This window comes from Rhizobium zaerense (assembly GCF_051810725.1).
Taxonomy (GTDB): Bacteria; Pseudomonadota; Alphaproteobacteria; order Rhizobiales; family Rhizobiaceae; genus Rhizobium; species Rhizobium leguminosarum_I.
Genome location: NZ_CM132690.1, coordinates 1,845,576 through 1,862,108 on the forward strand (window position 1 = coordinate 1,845,576; position 16,533 = coordinate 1,862,108).

At 61.2% G+C, this 16,533-nt stretch carries 16 protein-coding genes and 1 pseudogene; 10 read left to right on the forward strand and 7 right to left on the reverse strand.

Annotated elements, in window-relative coordinates:
• Window positions 1-91: 91 nt before the first annotated feature.
• The 6 genes from puuE to ACS4RR_RS08800 all read left to right on the forward strand — a co-directional run bounded on the left by puuE (window position 92) and on the right by ACS4RR_RS08800 (window position 3,745).
• Window positions 92-1,015, forward strand: a complete 924-nt coding sequence (puuE, locus tag ACS4RR_RS08775) for an allantoinase PuuE (RefSeq protein ID WP_170260613.1) — start codon at window positions 92-94, stop codon at window positions 1,013-1,015.
• Window positions 1,015-1,515, forward strand: a complete 501-nt coding sequence (gene uraD / locus ACS4RR_RS08780; RefSeq protein WP_017965445.1) for a 2-oxo-4-hydroxy-4-carboxy-5-ureidoimidazoline decarboxylase — start codon at window positions 1,015-1,017, stop codon at window positions 1,513-1,515. Before puuE ends, uraD begins: the two co-directional genes overlap by 1 nt.
• Window positions 1,512-1,874: a HepT-like ribonuclease domain-containing protein gene (locus ACS4RR_RS08785; protein ID WP_017965444.1), complete on the forward strand. Its 363-nt coding sequence runs from the start codon at window positions 1,512-1,514 to the stop codon at window positions 1,872-1,874. Before uraD ends, ACS4RR_RS08785 begins: the two co-directional genes overlap by 4 nt.
• Window positions 1,858-2,379, forward strand: a complete 522-nt coding sequence (locus ACS4RR_RS08790) for an ureidoglycolate lyase (protein WP_441005716.1) — start codon at window positions 1,858-1,860, stop codon at window positions 2,377-2,379. Before ACS4RR_RS08785 ends, ACS4RR_RS08790 begins: the two co-directional genes overlap by 17 nt.
• Window positions 2,376-2,732 carry a hydroxyisourate hydrolase gene (gene uraH / locus ACS4RR_RS08795; RefSeq protein ID WP_456189963.1) on the forward strand — a complete coding sequence of 119 codons (357 nt, stop codon included), beginning with the start codon at window positions 2,376-2,378 and terminating at the stop codon, window positions 2,730-2,732. The genes ACS4RR_RS08790 and uraH overlap by 4 nt, the downstream gene beginning before the upstream one ends.
• A gap of 272 nt (window positions 2,733-3,004) precedes the next feature.
• Window positions 3,005-3,745 carry a metallophosphoesterase family protein gene (locus tag ACS4RR_RS08800; RefSeq protein ID WP_456189964.1) on the forward strand — a complete coding sequence of 247 codons (741 nt, stop codon included), beginning with the start codon at window positions 3,005-3,007 and terminating at the stop codon, window positions 3,743-3,745.
• Window positions 3,746-3,880: 135 nt separating this feature from the next.
• Here the strand turns inward: ACS4RR_RS08800 and ACS4RR_RS08805 are convergent, their stop codons facing one another.
• The 4 genes from ACS4RR_RS08805 to ACS4RR_RS08820 all read right to left on the reverse strand — a co-directional run bounded on the left by ACS4RR_RS08805 (window position 3,881) and on the right by ACS4RR_RS08820 (window position 8,193).
• Window positions 3,881-5,632 (reverse strand): flotillin family protein, encoded by a 1,752-nt coding sequence (locus ACS4RR_RS08805; RefSeq protein ID WP_456189965.1) that lies wholly within the window; start codon window positions 5,630-5,632, stop codon window positions 3,881-3,883.
• Window positions 5,629-6,276 carry an OB-fold-containig protein gene (locus ACS4RR_RS08810; protein ID WP_017965440.1) on the reverse strand — a complete coding sequence of 216 codons (648 nt, stop codon included), beginning with the start codon at window positions 6,274-6,276 and terminating at the stop codon, window positions 5,629-5,631. The genes ACS4RR_RS08805 and ACS4RR_RS08810 overlap by 4 nt, the downstream gene beginning before the upstream one ends.
• Window positions 6,277-6,281: 5 nt before the next feature.
• Window positions 6,282-7,418: a PspA/IM30 family protein gene (locus tag ACS4RR_RS08815; protein WP_456190140.1), complete on the reverse strand. Its 1,137-nt coding sequence runs from the start codon at window positions 7,416-7,418 to the stop codon at window positions 6,282-6,284.
• Between the two features lie 163 nt (window positions 7,419-7,581).
• Entirely contained in the window at window positions 7,582-8,193 is a 612-nt protein-coding gene (locus ACS4RR_RS08820; RefSeq protein ID WP_222387036.1) for a CDP-alcohol phosphatidyltransferase family protein, read from the reverse strand.
• A gap of 201 nt (window positions 8,194-8,394) precedes the next feature.
• Here ACS4RR_RS08820 and ACS4RR_RS08825 point away from each other — a divergent pair.
• The 3 genes and pseudogenes from ACS4RR_RS08825 to ACS4RR_RS08835 all read left to right on the forward strand — a co-directional run bounded on the left by ACS4RR_RS08825 (window position 8,395) and on the right by ACS4RR_RS08835 (window position 11,953).
• Window positions 8,395-10,178 (forward strand): annotated as a pseudogene (locus ACS4RR_RS08825) (bifunctional alpha/beta hydrolase/class I SAM-dependent methyltransferase).
• Between the two features lie 9 nt (window positions 10,179-10,187).
• Window positions 10,188-11,516, forward strand: coding sequence for a phosphatase PAP2/dual specificity phosphatase family protein (locus tag ACS4RR_RS08830; protein WP_456189966.1), 1,329 nt, complete (start codon window positions 10,188-10,190; stop codon window positions 11,514-11,516).
• On the forward strand, window positions 11,513-11,953 hold the full coding sequence (locus ACS4RR_RS08835; RefSeq protein ID WP_170260621.1) for a hypothetical protein: 441 nt from the start codon (window positions 11,513-11,515) through the stop codon (window positions 11,951-11,953). Before ACS4RR_RS08830 ends, ACS4RR_RS08835 begins: the two co-directional genes overlap by 4 nt.
• Before the next feature lie 40 nt (window positions 11,954-11,993).
• On the opposite strand, the gene ACS4RR_RS08840 is transcribed toward ACS4RR_RS08835, so the two are convergent.
• From ACS4RR_RS08840 to puuD, 3 genes are all read right to left on the reverse strand, one after another.
• Entirely contained in the window at window positions 11,994-13,136 is a 1,143-nt protein-coding gene (locus tag ACS4RR_RS08840) for an alpha-hydroxy acid oxidase (RefSeq protein WP_456189967.1), read from the reverse strand.
• A gap of 120 nt (window positions 13,137-13,256) precedes the next feature.
• On the reverse strand, window positions 13,257-14,567 hold the full coding sequence (gene guaD / locus ACS4RR_RS08845; protein WP_222387031.1) for a guanine deaminase: 1,311 nt from the start codon (window positions 14,565-14,567) through the stop codon (window positions 13,257-13,259).
• Window positions 14,564-15,802 (reverse strand): urate hydroxylase PuuD, encoded by a 1,239-nt coding sequence (gene puuD / locus ACS4RR_RS08850; RefSeq protein WP_456189968.1) that lies wholly within the window; start codon window positions 15,800-15,802, stop codon window positions 14,564-14,566. Before puuD ends, guaD begins: the two co-directional genes overlap by 4 nt.
• A gap of 365 nt (window positions 15,803-16,167) precedes the next feature.
• Here puuD and ACS4RR_RS08855 point away from each other — a divergent pair, with 365 nt between their 5' ends.
• Complete coding sequence (locus ACS4RR_RS08855) at window positions 16,168-16,500, forward strand: hypothetical protein (RefSeq protein WP_026154268.1); 333 nt, start codon at window positions 16,168-16,170, stop codon at window positions 16,498-16,500.
• The last annotated feature ends 33 nt before the right edge of the window (window positions 16,501-16,533 follow it).

Genomic DNA, 16,533 nt, shown 5'->3' on the forward strand with positions numbered 1-16,533 from the left:
GCGTTCGGACAGAACTCCGTTGCGCAGTTTCCGGCTCGACATTCCGGCTACGGATGCTACCGTTTCCTCTGTCTTTTCAGAGGGTGATTTAATGGTATCCGAGACTTATCCGCGCAATCTTGTCGGCTATGGGCGCCTGACGCCCGATCCGAAATGGCCGGACGAGGCGCGTGTCGCCGTGCAGTTCGTCATCAACTACGAGGAAGGCGGCGAAAGCTCGATCCTCGACGGCGATGCGGCCTCCGAAAACCTGCTATCGGAGATCGTCGGCGCGGCCGCCTGGTCGGGACAGCGCAACCTCAACATGGAATCGATCTACGAATATGGTTCGCGTGCTGGCTTCTGGCGGCTTTGGCGGATGTTCACAGATCTCAACGTGCAAGCGACCGTCTACGGCGTGACGCTGGCGATGGCCCGCAACCCCGAGGCCGTCGCCGCGATGAAGGAGGCCGGTTGGGAGATCGCCAGCCACGGCTACCGTTGGCTGGAATACAAGGATTTTCCCGAGGATCTGGAGCGCAAGCATATCCTCGAAGCGGTGCGCCTGCATACCGAACTTACCGGTGAGCGGCCCTATGGCATGTATCAGGGCAAGCCTTCCGACAATACGCTTCGGCTGGTGCAGGAGGAGGGCGGTTTCCTCTATTCCTCCGATTCCTATGCCGACGACCTGCCTTACTGGGTGAAGGGCGTCGACGGGAAACCCTTCCTGATCATCCCCTATACGCTCGAAACCAACGACATGCGTTTTGCCACGCCGCAGGGCTTCAATGCCGGCGATCAGTTCTTCACCTATCTAAAGGACGCCTTCGACACGCTTTACGAGGAAGGCAAGGCGGGCAGCCCGAAGATGATGTCGGTCGGCCTGCATTGCCGCCTCGTCGGGCGCCCGGGCCGGGCGGCGGCGTTGAAGCGCTTCATCGAATATGTACTGAAGCACGACAAAGTCTGGATTCCGCGCCGCATCGAGATCGCCGAGCACTGGCACAAGCACCATCAGCCGGAAGCGCTGTGATGATGTCGCGCGAGGATTTCGTCTCCCGCTTCGGCGGCGTCTTTGAACATTCGCCTTTCATCGCCGAGCGCGCCTATGACGCCGGCCACGTGACGGAGCCACTGGCGGCAGCCGGTGTGCATGCGGCCCTTGCCGCCATCTTCCGGGCGGCAAGCCCGCAGGAGCGTCTCGGGGTGCTCTGCGCCCATCCCGATCTTGCCGGGCGCCTTGCCATCTCTGGCGATCTCACGGAAGACAGCCGGAAGGAGCAGTCCGGCGCCGGTCTCGACCGCCTGAACCCGGCCGAACATGCCCGCTTCACCGAACTCAATTCGGCCTATGTCGAAAAATTCGGCTTTCCCTTCATCATCGCCGTCAAGGGGCTTACAAAGGACGACATCCTGTCGGCGTTCGAAGCGCGGATCGGCAATGGCCGAGACGAAGAATTGGCGACCGCGGCCGCGCAAGTCGAGCGGATCGCGCTGCTGCGCCTGACATCGATGCTGCCGGAGGCTGAATGAAAGAGCGGCGAGCGATCGACTATCTCAATGAGATGTATGAGGCGGCATCCGAAGCGCTGACCTTCGTCGGCGGAATGGATGAGGCTGCGTTTACCGGGGACAAGCTCACCTTCAAGGCGGTTGTCTTTTGCCACTTCACCATCGGTGCGGCGGCGTCCCGCCTGCTGGTGACACATCCGGAATTTGCGACCGAGCATCCCGACTTGCGGTGGACGAAAATCTGCGGCACGGGCAACCGTATCCTCGACGATCTCTTCGATCTCGATCCCTCCGAGATCTGGGAGGCGACGTATCGCACACTGCCGGAGCTTCTCTCCGCGATCGATGCCATCCGTCACTGGCATGCGCAAGGCGAGTGAAGTCATGCCCGATTTTCTCGGCATCCGCCCGCTCACCCGATCCGCCTTTGCTCCCTTCGGCGAGGTGATCGAGGCCGATCCGGCCGCAATGCGGCTCATCAATGGCGGCACAACGGAGCGTTTCCATGCACTCGCCGCCACTGAGGCGACGGGCGAGGATGCGCGCGTCGTCATCAACCTCTTTCGCGGCCAGCCGCGTAGCTTCCCCTATGAAGTCACCATGATGGAGCGCCATCCTTTCGGCAGCCAGAGTTTCTCGCCGGTCTCGGGCCGTCCTTTTCTCGTCGTCGTCTCCGAGGATGAGAACGGCCGCCCGGGCAGGCCGCAGGTGTTTCTGGCGCGCGGCGACCAGGGGGTGAACTATCGCCGCAACGTCTGGCATCATCCGCTGATGGCGCTTGGCCAAGTCTCAGATTTCCTGGTCGTCGACCGCGACGGACCGGGCAACAATCTGGAAGAATTCTTTTTCGAAACCCCCTATATCATCGAAGAGCCAGCCCCATGACCGGACTGACCACGCATGTTCTCGACACCGCTCTCGGCAAGCCGGCCGAAGGCTTGAGGATCGATCTTTTCCAGCTCGACGGCGAGATCTGCAGGCATCTGAAGACGGTGGAGACCAATGCCGACGGCCGGGTTGATGGCGGCCCTATCCTCATTGGTGAAAATTTTCGAGCCGGTACCTACGAACTGGTCTTCCACGCCGGCGATTATCTGAGGGCCAGCGGCACGCCGCTGTCGCATCCCGCCTTCCTCGATCTCGTGCCGATCCGCTTCGGCATTGCCGACGTCACGGCGCACTACCATGTGCCGTTGCTGATATCGCCCTATGGTTATTCTACTTACCGAGGGAGCTAGAGCCTTTCCCGGTCAGATTGCAGCATTCTGCCGGAGCAGGTTTTCGTCGGGGCAGAGGCGATTGGCGAAGGGCATACTTCGTGGTAGGTCCGAGCCGATCGCCTCTGCCCTGGCGGAAAGATGCCCGGCCCTTCGGGTTGGCTGAAACGGGCCGGCTAATCGACCGGCCGGCTTGGCCGTAGAGCTTGGCTACGACGCGCGCCGGCAGGTCGACCATCCGACTCCGTTTGAGCCAACAGAATGCTTCAATCTGACCAGGAAAGGCTCTAGAAATGCGGTTTGCAGCAATTGCCGATATCCACGGAAACCATCTGGCGCTCGAGGCAGTGCTTGCTGATATCCGCGCGCAAGGCGTCGAGGAGTTCGTCAATCTCGGCGATTTCTTCAGCGGCCCGCTCGAAGCCGGCAGGACGGCAGACCTGCTGATGCCGCTCGGCCTGACGTCGGTCCGCGGCAATCACGACCGCTATCTGATCGAGCAGGATCCGGCCTCCATGCATGCTTCGGATGCCGCCGCCTACCGGCAATTGACGCCATCCCATCTCGACTGGCTGCGCGGCCTGCCGTCCGATACCGTTTATAGCGGCGAGGTCTATCTCTGTCACGCGACGCCGAAGGACGACAATCTCTACTGGATGGAATCGGTTTCGCCGGAGGGCTTCGTCTTCCTGAAGCCGATCGAAGCGATCGAGGCGCTGGCCGAAGGCATCGACCTGCCGCTGATCCTCTGCGGCCACAGCCACATTCCCCACGCCGTGCGGCTTTCCGATGGCCGCCTGATCGTCAATCCCGGCAGCGTCGGATGCCCGGCCTATGACGACGAACTGCCTTATTACCACAAGGTGGAAGCCGGCCATCCGCTGGCGAGTTATGCCATTCTGGAAAAGACGGCGGGCGGATGGACATGGCAGTTCCGAACCGTCGCCTATGACCACATGGCGATGTCGGCACTGGCCGCCGAAAGGGGCCGTGCCGACTGGGCGAGCGCGCTGGCAATGGGTTGGGCGAGATAGAGCATGATGCCGAAAATTGTGAGCAGTTTTCAGGCGACATCATGCTCTAACTATTTAATTTAGAACAGAATTCAGATTTTAGGCCGAACCGGCCTAAAATCATCCTGTTCTAGTCCAGACCCGCTTGCGCGGCGATCAGTCCTTCTTTGGTGCCGGCTTCGGCGCCGGAGGGATGATCGTTTGTGTCGGGGCTGCGGCCGGTATTGCCGGCTTTGCCGGGGCGGGCGTTGCCGGTCTTGCCGGTTTTGCTCCATCGAGATTTCCCAGAAGGGATGAGATGGCATCGTCGCCCTCGAAGCCGGCTTCCTTCATCAATTTGTCGAGAATCGGTTTGTTCGCCTGGTAGGAGAGGAGCTGGCCGGCCAGTCCTTCGCCGAGCCCGATGCCGTTTCCGCCGGCCGCTCCATTTCCGCGGCCGAGCATGCCGCCGGTGTCGAATATCCTGATATCGGAGATTTTCTCGATCGGCTTGACCGCTTCGGCGAGCGCCTGCGGAATGATGCGGATCCGTTCGCGGGTGATCTCGAACTCGATGATAGCAGAGCTCAGCTTGTTGCGCGCGTCGTTGAGCAATGCCTCGCTCTCGGCCGCGGCCTTGCCGGTTTCGAGAATGCCCTTGGCCTTGATGATCGCCGCATCCGCCTCGGCGGTCGCGAGCGTCTTGATGGCCTCGGCCTGGTCGCTTGCCGCCTGTTTTTCGGCTTCGGCACCGACGGTGACGGCAGTCGCTTCCGTCTCGGCTTTCTTGCGTGCGTCGATGACGGCAATCTGCTTTTCGCGTTCGGCAATCTCGATCGCCTTGGCGGTGCCGACCTTTTCTTCTGCTGCTATCGCCAGCGCGCGGGCCGCTTCAGCCGCTGCCTTCGCCTCGGATTCTTCACGGCTCTTGTTGGCAACTGCGATCGCGCTCTCCTGTGCCACGATCTGGAGGTCACGCTTGGCTTCGGTTTCGCGTTGCTGGACGGCACGGGCGGCATCGATGTTGGCGCTTTCGCGAGCCTGTTTGGCAGATGCCTCGCGTTCGGCGATCGCCTGTTCGGAAGCGATTCGGGCTTCCTCCTCGGCGCGTTTTGCGGCCTGCTCCTGCTGCGCGGTTTCGGCGCGTGTCGCCGCGGATTTGTTGGCGATGTCCCGTTCCTGGCTGAGTTCGGCTTCCCGCTTGGTCCGCTCGATGGTCAGCGATTGCTGACGGGCCTCGAGATCCTTCTGGGCGATGGCGACTTCGGTGTCGCGAACGATCTCGTTTCGCTCCTTCTTGCGTCCCTCGGTGATGCGGGTCAATGCGGCCAAGCCTTGCGCATCGAAGAAGTTGTTGGCGTTGAAATGCTTGATGTCGGTCTGGTCGAGGCGTGTCAGCGACACGGATTCGAGTTCGAGGCCGTTCGACTGAAGATCGGCGCCGACAGCTTCCTGCACGGCCTTGACGAAATCCATGCGCTGTTCCTGCAGCGCGTCGAGATTCATCGTCGCGGCCACCGAGCGAAGGCCATCGACGAATTTCGCCTCGATCAGGATGCGGAGAGCCTCGGCGTCGTTGGTGCGGTTGCCGAGTGTCTGAGCTGCAAGCGCAATCGAGGAGGCATCGGGTTTCACGCGTACATAGAACTCGGCGCCGATATCGACGCGCATGCGGTCCTTGGTGATCAGTGCATCGCCTTCGCCGCGGCGAACCTCGAGCCGCAGTGTCTTTAGGTTAACCCGAGCGGTCGAATGGAAGATCGGCAGAACGACCGAACCGCCGTCGAGCACGACCTTCTGGCCGCCGAGACCGGTGCGCACATAGGCCTCGTCGCGGCTGGAGCGCGTGTAAAGCGAGGCGAGGACAAAACCGATGCCGAAGATCAGAACAATCCCAATGCCGGCTGGTAGAATAACGTCGTACATCATTGCTGCTCCCTGAAAGATTGATTGTCCGCATCGGCGGGGTCAACCGGCGCGGGAATGGCGATAAACACATTTGCCTTGTGATCGACGAGAAGTACCGAAGCGCCGATCGCGAGGGGACCTTCGCCCTTGGCGGCTCGGGCTCGAAGCACATGCCAGTTTCCATGCTGATCCTTGACGCGGACGCGGCCCGGCAGCCCCTGATCGAGCGGGCCGATCGAAACCTCGGCGGTCCGGCCGAGCAGGGCGTCGAGATCGACCGCATAGGTCTCGTCGTGCGGTACGATACGCGCCACGGTTCTGCTCGATGCCCTGACCATGGGGATGGTTGCCAGCGCGGCAGGTATGACGGCTATCAAGCTTGGCAGTGGCGCCCAGAAGGCGTTGGCGACGGCCTGCAACGCAAAGCCCGTCATCGCGAACAAGCCGAGCGTCAGCATCATGAGAATCAGCAGGGGAACACCGCCGAGATTGAGCCAGGAAAGGTAAGCCAGGATGCCGTCATGGCCATGAACCTCCGGCTTTCCCAGAAATTCCGTCATCGAAAAGCCCATGACCATCGCGAGCATCTCGATCGCGGTCAGGCCGACAAGGATAGTTGCGGCGATGGCGAAGGGCGCACATTCCGGTGAGAAAAGGAGCTCCATCGGCGCTACCGGTTATCCGCTTTGAAGCGGGCGAGGCGGGCTTCGATTGCCTGTTCGCGGTGCAACCGGTCGAGTTCGTCCAGTTCGGAACTATGGGCATGCTCGCCAGCGGGAACCCCGGTCAGCCGCGAGACCGCTGCGGCAGCGCGGGCGGCGTCCGGACCCGGTGCCGGCTGGCTTTGGCCGGTAGCGTGCTCGGGATGCCTTGCGATGCTGCGCTTGAAATCGGCAAGGCGAGCATCCGCCTCGCGGCGCGTGGCGAGCACGGCCTGCAGGGCTTTCTGGCCTTCGTCCACCTGTTCCCTGGCATCGGCCAGCGCCTTGTCGAGCGCTGCGATTTGGGATTCGAGATCGATCTGGCGGGCAACGCCGGCCTTTGCCAAGTCATCCCGCTGAGACGAGACGGCGAGGCGGATCTTGGAGTCGAGCGCGTTCATGTCTTCGACGATTTCGTCCCGGCGGCTCTGGATGCGGTATTCCTCCGCGCGAGCCTTGCCGAGATCGGTGCGGGCGTCTTCCGCTGCCGCATCGATCTCGCGGATCGCCTGTTCGATGACGGCGATCTTATTTACGCCTTCCGCCTTGTCGATCGCCGCATTCGCGATACCCGCGATCAGGCGACCCATGCGTGAGAGAATGCCTTCGTTCGTCATGTTTTCCTCCATCGGAGCGGAATTCGGCGTGACGCCGATGTGAATCTCGTAGCGATCCCGGCCCGAAACGAGGTAGGCCGGAAAAATACTCTCCCATCCCCGTGAATAACCCGCGACATCGTAGGGCACGGCAACGCGTCCGTGCACTGTGGCGATCGTCAGGTCCGAGGGCCCTTTGATGGCGAAGAGCTTGTCATCGAGCGGCAGATATGGCGGATCGGCGCTCACGCCGCGATTGGCGGCGAAATCGCGAAGGCCGAGTGTCACCAGCCGTGCTGGCAGGCTTGTCTGCTCGCGGACTGTTTCATAGGCAAGCTCATGCAGGACGACGAGATTGGCGCCCGCCCTGTCGTGGATGAGTTCACTGAGGATGTCGATCATCCTCCGATAGGCGGCAACAGTATCGTCCAGCGCCTGCCGGGCAGAATCATCAGGCGCCAGCGTGTAGCGCAGTAGCGATGGGTGGGGTGTCTTGCCTGTGTTCGCCATGAAATAAAACATAAAGCACCGCTTTGGTGCTTTCAAGGTGCAGCGCTAAAAATGCAACCTATGTTTAACATGCAGTTGAAGGAGGAAGGCAGGGTCGATCAACCGAGACATTTCATGAGCTCCGGCTGGCGGCAGTGAAGCGGCGGCAGATCGGCTCCGCTCGCTACCGGGTGGCTGTGTGGGCCTCGCGAATACCGGCGCTGATGCGATTGATGATCGTCCATATGAGAAGTAAAGCCACCACCGCCCAAAGCCACGATGTCCATGCTGCAAACGTCCCACCGACCGCGACAAAGGTGCCGAGCGCGCCGAAAAGCACCGCACGGTCGCTTTTGCCCAGCGGCCCGTCGTAACGCCGGCTTGCGCCGACCGTTTGACCCAGAACGCCGGTAAATTCCGTCAGCGCCGAGAGGAATATGACTGATATCGCCGGCATTAAGCCGTTCGGATCGATGAGCGCGAACGGCAAATACAGGGCGACATCCGACACGACATCACCGATCTCGTTCAGATACGCGCCTAAAATGCTCTTCTGCCCATGTTCGCGCGCCAGCATGCCGTCAATGGCGTTGAGGCCCATGCGCAGGAGAAACCATATAGGCACCAGCAGGAACCAATGCGGAAGCGGGAGGACGCTCAGTAAAAGGCCCAATGCAACCGAGACGGCAGCGGCAACTGAAGTCACCTGATTGGCGGTGACGCCTCGCGCCGCGAGGGAGCGCACCAGAGGGCGAAGAATATTCTGAAACCGGGACTTCAATTGATAAACAGACATGCGACCTCAGTGGAATATCGTGGCGTTTGATCAGTCTATCTCGGCTCGGGCAGTGAAGATCGTCGTAGCTGTGAGGAAGCCCGCACTTTATATCGGTTCACGCATAGGACTTACATTTGCAACTAGACTTTTGCAATGAAAGCAAATCACTGTGCTCGCCAATGGACGAAATCTATCCACCTATCAGAATTGGAGAAGACCGTGCTGCAAACTGCCGATAGCGAGCAACCGTCCTCGACGGCCAGACCAATGCGTGAATCCGAATTCGCTTCGCATGACGGTACTCGACTGTTTTACCGGATGTGGCCCGCGACCGGGGCTTCCCCGAAGGGCGCAGTCATTCTTCTCCATCGCGGCCACGAGCATGGCGGCCGCGTCGCCCATCTCGCCACCGAGCTCGGCCTCGATGATTTTGCCTTCTACGCCTGGGACGCACGCGGCCACGGGCGTTCGCCGGGAGAGCGCGGCTATTCGCCATCCTTTGCGGCCTCGGCGCATGATCTTGATTGCTTCGTTCGCCATGTCAGCGAGACAAGCGGTGTTTCAGTCGAAGACATCGCCGTCATTGCACAGAGCGTCGGCGCGGTTCTGGCCACCACCTGGGTGCACGACTATGCGCCGCCAATCCGTGCGCTCGTGCTGGCCTCCCCAGCCTTCAGCGTCAAACTCTACGTGCCTTTTGCCAAGGAAGGCATTGCGCTCTGGGAAAAGCTCAAGGGGACATTCTTCGTTAACTCCTATGTCAAGGCGAGGTTTCTGACGCATGATCCCGAGCGGATCGCCTCGTATGAATCCGACCCATTGATCTCCCGGCCGATTGCCTCCAACATCCTGTTGCAGCTCTATGAGGCGGCGGCCTGCGTCGTCGGCGACGCCCGCGCCATTACGGTTCCAACCCAAATGCTGATCTCGGGGAGCGACTGGGTGGTGCGACAGGCACCGCAGCACCGGTTCTACGAAAACCTCGGCAGCCGAATCAAGGAACGGCATGTGCTTGCCGGCTTCTACCATGACACGCTTGGCGAAAAGGACCGCGCAATTGCGCTCGCCGAGATCCGCCGTTTTATCGATGCACGTTTCGCCGAGCCTCGGGCGCCTGTCGACCTTCGCACCGCCCATATCCAGGGCTATACCAAGGATGAGGCCGACCGGCTTGCGAGCCCTCTGGATGCCACATCTCCACGCGGCATCTACTGGGCGCTCAGCCGTCTCAACATCAGGCTCGGCGCGCTGGTGTCCGAAGGCATAAAGACCGGGGTCAAGACCGGTTTTGATTCCGGCTCGACGCTCGATTACGTCTACGAGAACAGGCCGCGCGGGCTCGGTCCCGGCGGGCGGTTGATCGACAAGGTGTTCCTCGAGGCGATCGGCTGGCGCGGCATCAGGCAGCGCAAGCTGCATTTGCAGGAACTAATCGACCGCGGGCTGCTGCACCTGAAAGCAGCCGGCCGCAGTACTCATATACTCGACATAGCGGCCGGGCACGGCCGCTATGTCCTTGATGCAATCGAGACCGCTGCCGCGCGTCCCGATAGTGCGCGGTTGCAGGACTATTCCCCGGTTAATGTCGATGCCGGCCGCAACAGCATCGCCGCGCGGGGACTGGGCGATTTCGTCAGTTTCCGCCAGCAGGATGCCTTTGACGGCGAAGGGCTGGCTGCAATCACGCCGGCTCCAGATCTCGCGATTGTCTCCGGCCTTTACGAGCTGTTTTCCGACAATGCGATGATAGCCGCTTCGCTCGGCGGGATGGCCCGCGCGATGCGGCCCGGTGGCCTGCTGGTCTACACCAACCAGCCATGGCATCCGCAACTGGAGATGATCGCCCGCGCCCTGACGTCGCACCGCGGCGGCGAGGCGTGGGTGATGCGGCGGCGGACGCAAGAGGAAATGGACCAGCTGGTTGCCGCAGCCGGTTTCCGCAAGATCGAGCAGCGGATCGACCAGTGGGGCATTTTCACCGTCCGCTGGCCGAGAGAGTCTGAGGGCAAAGCGTGGAGAAGGTACGTTCAACTTTTTCCCAGACAGCGCTGGTCCCGAAGCGGGCAGCGCTCTGGCTCGCCTTCCTGGCGCCGTCCTTCTATCTGAGCTATGGCGGCGCCAATTGGCTGGCATCGCAACGCGCTCATGTGCCGAACGTCGCCTTCGCATGGGAAAGCGCCATTCCGTTCCTCGGATGGACGATCATTCCCTATTGGTCGATCAATCTGTTCTATGCACTCTGCCTGTTCATCAACACGGCGCCGCGCGATGTGGATAGGCTGGCGAGGCGTTATCTGACGATCCAGATAATAGCCGTCGCTTGCTTTATCGCGTTTCCGCTCGAAGCGACCTTCGTGCGGCCGGCAACGAGTGGCCTGCCGGGCTTCATGTTCGCCGTCCTCGGTGGCTTTGATAAGCCGTTCAATCAAGCGCCGTCGCTCCATATCGCACTCCTGGTGGTGATCTGGGATCATCTGCGCGGCCGGCTGCCGCGGAAGGTGCGGCTTCTCTGGCACCTCTGGTGCTTCCTGATCGGTGTCTCCGTGCTGACCACGTGGCAGCATCACATCATCGACATACCGACCGGCATGCTGCTCGGTCTGTTTGCCATCTGGCTTTTTCCGCGCGATGCCGGTTCGCCTCTCGCGAATTTTACGATGAGCGGCGATCCAAAGTCGCGCCGTCTCGGCTTCTATTATCTGTGCGGTGACGTCGCATTTCTCGGCCTTGCGGCGCTCTTCACTCCTCTATCGGCGGCAGCCCTGTTGTTGCTCTGGCCGGCTGTTGCGCTGGCGATCGTCGCACTCGGATATTTCGGCGCCGGCCCGCAGATATTCCAGAAACGCGTCGATGGCCGGGCAACGCTTGCCGGCCGCTGGCTGCTGGCACCTTACCGGCTCGGCGCTCTCATCAATATTCGGCTCTGGACCCGGAGAATGCCGGCTTCTGTGGCGATCGCCGACGGCGTCCATCTCGGTCGTTTTCCGCGTCGCCACGAGGCCAACCGTTTTGCCACGGTGATCGACATGACCGGCGAACTTCAGCGCCCGAGCGGGACGCTCGCGCGCTGGTGCAGCTTTCCGACCCTTGATCTTACAGCCATCGACAAGATCCAGGCGCTCGCCGCGGCAAACCTCATCGAGATTGCGCGCCAGCAGGGACCGGTTCTCGTCTGCTGTGCGTTGGGCTTCGAGCGGAGCGCCTGCGTCATCGTGCGTTGGCTGCTCATCAGCCGGCGTTGCGAAGATCCAGCCGAAGCAGTGCGGCTGATCGAACGGGCGGGGCGGCGTATTCATCTGCCCGCAGAAAGTATCCGCGCCGTGACGGAGGGCTTGCAATGACGCAGTGGAATGCCGCGGCCTTGGCGGCAGCGCGAAATCTCGGCCGCAATTCGATCTTCTGCGGGCTGATAGCGCTGCTGCCACTGGTTGCCGGCCCGATCGCCGTGGGATATCGAGGCTTCGCTCCATCGCTCGGCTGGCTTTCGATCCTCGTTTTCTGCGTGATTGTCCTTGCGCTGGCGGTCCATCTTCTCTTCGATGCGCTGCTGTTTCGTCTCGCGTCGAGCCACGAGACCGAGGCCGCCGGTCTTGCCGCCGTCGACGACCTGCTGTCCAGGATGCAGCTTCGCAAGCCTGAGAAGACGCCGACTGGCCTGGAGAAGCGGATTGCCGGATCGCGCCGTATCGTCTGGCGGCAGCGTTTTGCACTCGCCGCCTGTCTCGTGATTTTCGCGATCCTTCTGCTCGATGCAAGCGACAGCCTGCCGCTATGCTGAATCGCATGCGGTCGTGACTCTTCTAGGCTTCTCAAGCAGGTCACTGCCGCCCGTCGATAATCGCCGAATTCACGTCTTTGATGTCGCGCTTGCCGCAGAGCGCCATGGTGATGTCCAGTTCTTTGCGAATGATGCCGAGCGCCAGCGATACGCCTTCCTTGCCCATGGCGCCGAGGCCGTAGAGAAAGGGCCGGCCGATATAGGTGCCCTTGGCGCCGAGCGCCACGGCCTTCAGCACGTCCTGGCCGGAGCGGATGCCGCCGTCGAGATGGACCTCGATACGGTCGCCGACGGCATCGACGATCTTCGGCAGCATGCTGATCGATGAGGGGGCGCCGTCAAGCTGACGCCCGCCATGATTGGAGACGACGATCGCATCGGCGCCGGTGTCGGCGGCCGCCTTGGCATCCTCCGGATCGAGTATACCCTTGATGATCAGCGGGCCGCCCCATTGTTCCTTGATCCAGGCGACATCGGCCCAGGACAGCCGCGGGTCGAACTGCTCGTGCGTCCATGCGGCGAGCGAGGCAATATTGGAGACATTCTTCGCATGGCCGACGATATTGCCGAAGCTGCGGCGCTTGGTCTGCAGCATGTCCAGGCACCAGAAAGGCCGGGTCGCCATCTGCCAGACATGTTTCGCCGTGAATTTCGGCGGTGCCGACAGGCCGTTGCGCAGGTCCTTATGCCGCTGGCCGAGGATCTGCAGATCGGCGGTCAACACCAGCGCCGAGCATCCCGCCGCCTTGGCGCGATTGATGAGGTTGAGGACGAAATCCTTGTCCCTCATCACATAGAGCTGGAACCAGAAAGGGCGCGTCGTCGCTGACGCCACGTCCTCGATCGAGCAGATGCTCATCGTCGAAAGCGTGAAGGGAACGCCGAACTCCTCGGCGGCACGTGCCGCCAGCATCTCGCCGTCGGCATGCTGCATGCCGGTCAGGCCGGTTGGCGCCAGGGCCACCGGCATCGACACTTTCTGGCCGATCATCGTCGTTGCCAGCGTGCGGTCGGTCATGTCGACCATCACCCGCTGGCGCAGCTTGATGTGGCTGAAATCGCTCTCGTTGGCTGCATAGGTCGATTCCGTCCAGGCGCCCGAATCCGCATAGTCGAAAAACATCTTCGGCACACGGCGCTGTGCGAGCTTTTTCAGGTCGGCGATGGTGAGCGGAGTGGCCATGAATTGAACCTTCACATCTGAATGCGGCTATCGGCCATAACATGAATTTGGCAGGAGTGTTGCGGGAAATGGCCGTGCCGGGCTGCTTTCACGGTCCAAATTCGAGAGTAAAAGGGCGTGTCATCGAAGCCCCGCCTTCAACGCAACACCGGCCACATAGGTCTCGGCGATCGCCCGATCGTCGCCCATCGTCTGCAGCAGGAAGAGTTCCTCGGGCAGCGTCTTCACCACTTCCATCTTCAGCGCCATGGCGGGTGTCGCCGTTGCATCGAGAACGACGAGATCGGCCTCTGTGCCGGGTTCCAGCGTACCGATCCGGTCCGCCAGCGACAGCGCCTCGGCATTGCCGCGGGTCATCAGATAGAAGCTTTCCAGCGGGTTCAGCCGTTCGCCGAGCAACTGCTGGATCTTGTAGGCCTCATCCATCGTCCGCAGCATCGAATAGCTGGAACCGCCGCCGATGTCGGTCGCCACGCCGATGCGAACCGGCTTTTCCCGTCGCGCCAGCGCCTTCAGCGGAAACAGGCCTGAGCCGAGGAAGAGGTTCGAGGTCGGGCAGTGGACGGCGACGGCGCCTGCCTCGCTCATCACATCGGCCTCGCGCTCGGACAGGTGGATGGCGTGGCCGAAGAGGCTTTTCGGCCCGAGCAGGCCGTAGCGGGCGTAGATGTCGGTATAGTCGAGCGCGTCGGGATAGAGCTCGCAGGTGAATTTGATCTCATCGTGATTTTCCGAAAGATGCGTCTGGATGTGCAGGTCGGGAAATTCGCGGGCAAGGGCCGATGTTGCTTCCATCTGCGCCGGTGTCGAGGTGATGGCGAAGCGCGGGGTGATGGCGACGTGATTGCGGCCCTTGCCGTGCCAGTCCGATATCACCTGTCGGGTCTCGTCATAGCCCATCTCGGGCGTGTCGAGCAGGCCCTGCGGGGCGTTGCGGTCCATCATTACCTTGCCGCCGACCATGCGCATATTGCGCTTCAGCGCCTCGGCGAAAAAGGCGTCGGCCGAGGTCTTGTGCACGGAGCAATAAGCGACCGCCGTCGTCGTCCCATGGCGAATCAACTCGTCGTAGAAATGCGTGGCGATCCTTTCGGCATGCGCGCTTTCGACGAATCGGCATTCCTCGGGAAAGGTGTAGGTGTTCAGCCATTCGAGCAGGTTGGCCGCATAGGAGGCAATCACCTGCATTTGCGGAAAATGCAGGTGCATGTCGATGAAGCCGGGCATGATCAGATGCGGGCGGTGGTCGATCTCGGCTGCGTCCGCGGCTGCTTTTGCCTTGACGTCGGCAAAGGCGCCGATTGCCGCGATCAGCCCATTCTCGATCAGCAGGCCGCCATCCTCCTCGAAGAGATAGCTTTGGCTGTCGGTAAGGCTTAGCGGCGCGCGATGGAAGGAAAGCAGGCGGCCGCGCAGGAGTGTCGTCGTCATTGTGTCTTGCCTTCGACTGCGCTCTCGAACCAGGCGACGAGCAGCTTGCGTTCATCCGGCGTGATGTCGGTGATGTTGCCGGGCGGCATGGCATGGCTGCGGCCCGCCTGTATATAGATCTCGCGGGCATGGGCGGCGATTTGCGCGTCGTTTTCGAGCATCACGCCCTTCGGCGGCCGCACAATGCCCTCATAGACCGGCTCGGCTGCATGGCACATGGAACAGCGCGTCGAGACCAGTTGCTTGACGGCGGGGAAGTGCGGATCGCCGGCGAACTGCTGGAAGGCAGGCGCGACCGCTGCGACATCCGTTTCGCCGGTTAGCAGCTTCGGCACAGTCGAAAGCCACATGATCAGGATGAAAAGGATCACGGTGACGATCCAGGTCCAGGTCGGCCGGCCCTTCCTCGCATGCGTCGTGTTGAACCAGTGGCGGATGGTGACGCCCATCAGGAAGACCAAGGCCGCGATCACCCAATTGAACTGAGTACCGAAGGAGAGCGGATAATGGTTCGACAGCATGAAGAAGATGACGGGCAGGGTCAGGTAGTTATTGTGCAGCGAACGCTGCTTGGCGACCTGCCCATATTTGGGATCGGGAACCCGTCCGGCGATGAGGTCGGCGACGACGATCTTCTGGTTCGGAATGATGATCATGAAGACGTTGGCAGACATGATCGTCGCGGTGAAGGCGCCAAGATGCAGGAAGGCGGCGCGGCCGGTGAAAAGCTGCGTATAGCCCCAGGCCATGAAGACGAGCACGACGTAGAGCACCGCCATCAGTCCCCAGGTGTTCCGCCCAAGCGGCGACTTGCAGAGCAGATCGTAGGCGACCCAGCCGAGGGCAAGCGATGCCAGCGAGATCAGGATCGCGACGGGCGGGCTGATATCGAGCACGTGCCGGTCGATCAGGAAGAGGTCGGCGCCTCCGTAATAAACGATGCACAGCATCAAAAAACCGGAAATCCAGGTGAAATAGCTCTCGTATTTAAACCAGGTCAGGTGCTCCGGCATCTGTGCGGGCGCCACCAGATATTTCTGGATATGATAGAAGCCGCCGCCATGGACCTGCCATTCCTCGCCATAGGCGCCGGCTGGCAGATGTGGGCGCTTCACCAGTCCGAGATCGAGCGCGATGAAATAGAAGGACGATCCGATCCAGGCGATCGCGGTAATGACATGGAACCAACGCGCCGCGAAGGCGAGCCATTCCCATGCTATGGCATATTCATACATCGAGTTCCCCTATCTTCCTCCGACTCGTGACATTGCGGAAATTTTGGCGGGGAGGGAAGAGGAGATTGAAGAACTGCACACGCGCAACGACCGGCGCGGCCAAGGAGCAATGGCAGAATCGCCGCGCCCGTCGAGATCTTCGGCCGTTTTGCCGAAGTTACCGATCGCGGTCGGATCACCGATCTTCTGTCGCGTGCCTAAAAGCTGCCGAGAAGGCTGTGCATTATCTCTGACTTATACTGAATCTGCTAATTCAGCAGATCTTGAACTGCGACGACTCGATTACAGTTATTTTTGCAGGCCGCCGGAATAAAATAAGAACCGTTAGATCATCGGCGGCGCATTCATCGACGGAGAAGATGCCGATGCGCAGTATTCTGACGTGTGTGATGATTGCCTATGCGTCGTTGGCGACGGCTCACGACGCACCCTCGGGGTGGAGTTACGACCCCTATTGTTGTAACGGCGACAGTCATAATGGCGATTGCCAGATGATCCCATCGAAAAGCGTGGCAGTGACGCCAGGCGGATATCGTGTGACGCTGCTGCCGGGCGACCACCGGATGGTCACGCATGCTCATGTCTTCCTGCTGCCGATGACGAAGGCGATGCAATCCGGTGACAACGACTATCATCTCTGTCTGTTCCCGAACGAGGATACGCCGCGCTGTTTCTACGCGCCGGAGATGGGATATTGAAGGCGGGACCGCAGGACCGGACCCAGCTCATGA